The sequence below is a fragment of the Mesorhizobium sp. M7A.F.Ca.AU.002.02.1.1 genome, from assembly GCF_003998535.1.
GTDB lineage: Bacteria > Pseudomonadota > Alphaproteobacteria > Rhizobiales > Rhizobiaceae > Mesorhizobium > Mesorhizobium ciceri.
Genome location: NZ_RZPB01000724.1, coordinates 1 through 3,022, shown reverse-complemented (window position 1 = coordinate 3,022; position 3,022 = coordinate 1). Strand labels below are relative to the sequence as shown.

The following is a 3,022-nucleotide window of genomic DNA, read 5'->3' as shown; positions in this document are numbered from 1 at the left end:
ATACAGGGTCGTTTTCGAAGGCCGCGCGGCAACTGAGCGTCGGGCAGCCCGCCGTGTCCAAGACTATAGCCCAGCTTGAGCGGCGGCTGGGGGTGAAGCTGCTGGTGCGATCTACCCGTGGGCTTGCGCCGACGGAGGCTGGCCTGAATTTCTACGAACGGGCGCGGCGATCGGTCGAGGAGGCCGAAGAGGCCGAGCTTGCGGCGCGCGGCGCCGGCACCGGTCTATCCGGCAAGTTGCGGGTCTGCGCCGCCGTAACCTTTGCGCGCCTGCATATCGTCCCAAAGATCGCTGAATTCCTGGCGCAGAACCCTGACCTCGAAATGGAGGTCGTCCTCGATGACCGGAACATTGACCTGGTCCAGGAAGGGATCGACGTCGCCCTGCGCTTCGGGTCGATGCCGGATTCCAGTTTGACCGCGAGAAAGATCGCCTCGTGTCCCCGGGCAGTCCTCGGCGCTGCGGCCTACTTCGAACGGTGCGGCAAGCCGATGCTGCCGGGCGAACTGGCACTCCACCAAGCGATCGTCTACCCGCACAGCGGCGGGAGCGATGTGTGGGCGTTTCGGAAGGATGGCTCGGAGGTATCCGTTACGGTCAATAGCCGCCTGAAGATCACCGCGGCTGAAGGCATCCGCGCCGCGGTGCTCGCTGGCGCGGGACTCACTGTTGCGTCTGAGTGGATGTTCACGCCAGAGCTGGCCGACGGCACCGTCCAGCGGGCTTTGACGGAATGGCAATTGCCGTCGATCGATCTCTGGGCGGTCTATCCTGCCGGTCGCACCGCGACCGCTAAGGCAAGGTCGTTTGTCAGCTTTGTCGACAGCTTGATGGCCGATGCGGCGGCTCCGTCGACGATCGTCTGACGCGTCCCCTGCTTCGAGCGGCGGGCCAGTAGAGTGGTCCTCGCGCCGTCAGGCGGACGGGCTGGCGCCGCGTAGAACCGGCAGCAGCTCCAGGGGATCGGTCCGGCGCGTGAAGTCGGCACTCACTTCGGCGTACCGGATGGAGCGATCCGTAGCGATGACGAAGCGGGCCGGTAGTGGTAGCGTCCAACTCTCGTCACCATTCAGTGTCGGCAGGTCGATTCCAGACCGCTGGTAGAGATCGATCAGCCCTGGGGTCAGTTTCACAAGAACCCCGAAGGAGGCCGCCACGCGATTTCGCGGGTCCGCGAGCAGGGGAAAGCTTGTTCCGGCCTGCTCCCTGACGGCTCGATTGTGGTTCGGGGTCTGTGGTGAGATCGCAAGCAGCGTGGTCCCACGGTAGGTATATTCGGGCAACGCAGCCTCCAGGGCCTGCAAATCCGCGATGCAGGTTGGACACCATAAACCGCCGTGGAACGTCACGACGGCCGGTCCGGAGCTCAAAGCGTCGCTCAGCGACACTGCCCCGCCCTCGCAATCATAGAGACTGAAGCCGGGGGCTGGCACGCCAGCCCTGAGGCCACGCCTTGCGGCTCCTGAGGCTGTCAGTGCCTGCGCCGCGCGGCAGGCGATTTCAGTTGCTGAAAGCGGCGCCCCGCCGGTCGCGTTCCTAGACCGAGGCCTGCCACTCATGTCGAGTATCGCCCGAGCATTCACTGAATCTCCGCCAAGTGGTCGTTGATCCCACTCTATGTGGGCAATCCAGGCGCTCCACAGACGTGCCGGAAGACTAACACCCATTCTCATATGGAATGCCGGAGCGGTGCGGCAAGGCTCACTCCTGTGATGACGCCTCGCCCGGCCGCCTTGGCGCACCGGGGGACGAACACAGTCGGATCCGGGCGTGATTCGTCTATTCCTCGCGGTGATAAACCATATTCCCGGCGACCCACTGACTAAACCCTTCGCGGCTCCTCATCTCTACCCGTGCGCCCGTCGACGGGGCATGGGCGCGGTCTGAACTCCCCACCCCCCAGCCCAAGTTTATCTCGGCCACGCCACCAGCGCTGCCACAAGAAATGGAGCAATCGATATGAAAAAGTTTACCCTGCTTGCCACAGTGAGCGCCGTGCTGATCGCCGCGCCAGCGATGGTCCCCACGCTCGCGCACGCCGCCCCCGCGTCCGTCGCAGCTGCGTCCTCACGAACCCCGGCTAAGCTGCAATACGCGGGGGTCCTAACCTTCAGCCCAGACGGAGTGCTGTTTGTTGGCGACAACGTCAGCGGCGCGGTCTTCGCCTACCCGATGGGCGAAGGGGTGGCCCCCGCCGCCGCGCCACCACTGGAGATGGATGGCATCGACGACCGGATTGCAGCGATGCTCAAGGCGTCCAAATCCAGCATCCACATCAACGGCATGGCAGTCCATCCCATCACCCACGACGTCTATCTCGCGGTTGCGTTCGGTGCTGGAAGGCCGGCCGTCGTGAAGGTCTCGCCGGCCGGAGCGCTTTCCCAGGTCGACTTGGCGCGCGCCAAGCCCACCAGCTGGTCCATCCCCGATGCGCCGACCCCGGACGAGCACTTCCGCGACCGCACCGGAGACTGGCCGGTCCCAGCGGGCGACAAGTACCGTCAGAAGGCGATGACGCCGATGCGATCAATGACCATTGTCGACATGAAGTTCCACAATGGGGAGCTGTTCGTTGCCGGTATCTCCAACGAGGAATTTTCATCGACTCTTCGGCGCGTGTCCTATCCCTTCGACGGCCAGTCCTCATCGACGGCCGTCCGAATTTACCACGTCGCCCACGAGCGCTACGAGACCCGCGCGCCCATCCGCGCCATGCAGTTCGCCACCATCGATGGCGAGGACACCCTCGTCGCCGCCTACACCTGCAGCCCGATCGTTCTCATTCCGACTGCACAGCTCAAGGACGGCGCCAAGGTGACAGGCAGGACGGTCGGCGATATGGGCAACGGCCAGCCGCTCAGCCTGGTTTCGGTGTTGTTCAATGGGCAGCCGAGCCTGTTCGCGACGAACGCGGGCCACGGCCCGCGCATGATCCCGATTTCCGGCCTGCAGAAAGCCGTGGCATACCTGCCCGATAACTCGCCGCATGGCGGCGTCGGCGACTGGCGGCCGGAGTACCCGC

3 protein-coding genes are annotated in these 3,022 nt (G+C 64.7%); 2 read left to right on the top strand and 1 reads right to left on the bottom strand.

All coding sequences use genetic code 11. The features are described 5' to 3' along the window. On the top strand, positions 1 to 866 hold an 866-nt coding region (locus EN879_RS30170; protein WP_164774672.1), incomplete at its 5' end, for a LysR family transcriptional regulator. A 48-nt stretch (positions 867 to 914) separates the two neighbouring features. On the opposite strand, the gene EN879_RS30165 is transcribed toward EN879_RS30170, so the two are convergent. Continuing rightward, positions 915 to 1,559 (bottom strand): peroxiredoxin-like family protein, encoded by a 645-nt coding sequence (locus EN879_RS30165; RefSeq protein ID WP_063170722.1) that lies wholly within the window; start codon positions 1,557 to 1,559, stop codon positions 915 to 917. A 400-nt stretch (positions 1,560 to 1,959) separates the two neighbouring features. On the opposite strand from EN879_RS30165, the gene EN879_RS30160 reads away from it, so the two are divergent. Next, positions 1,960 to 3,022: hypothetical protein (locus EN879_RS30160; protein WP_127274452.1), on the top strand; the 1,063-nt coding region annotated here is incomplete at its 3' end.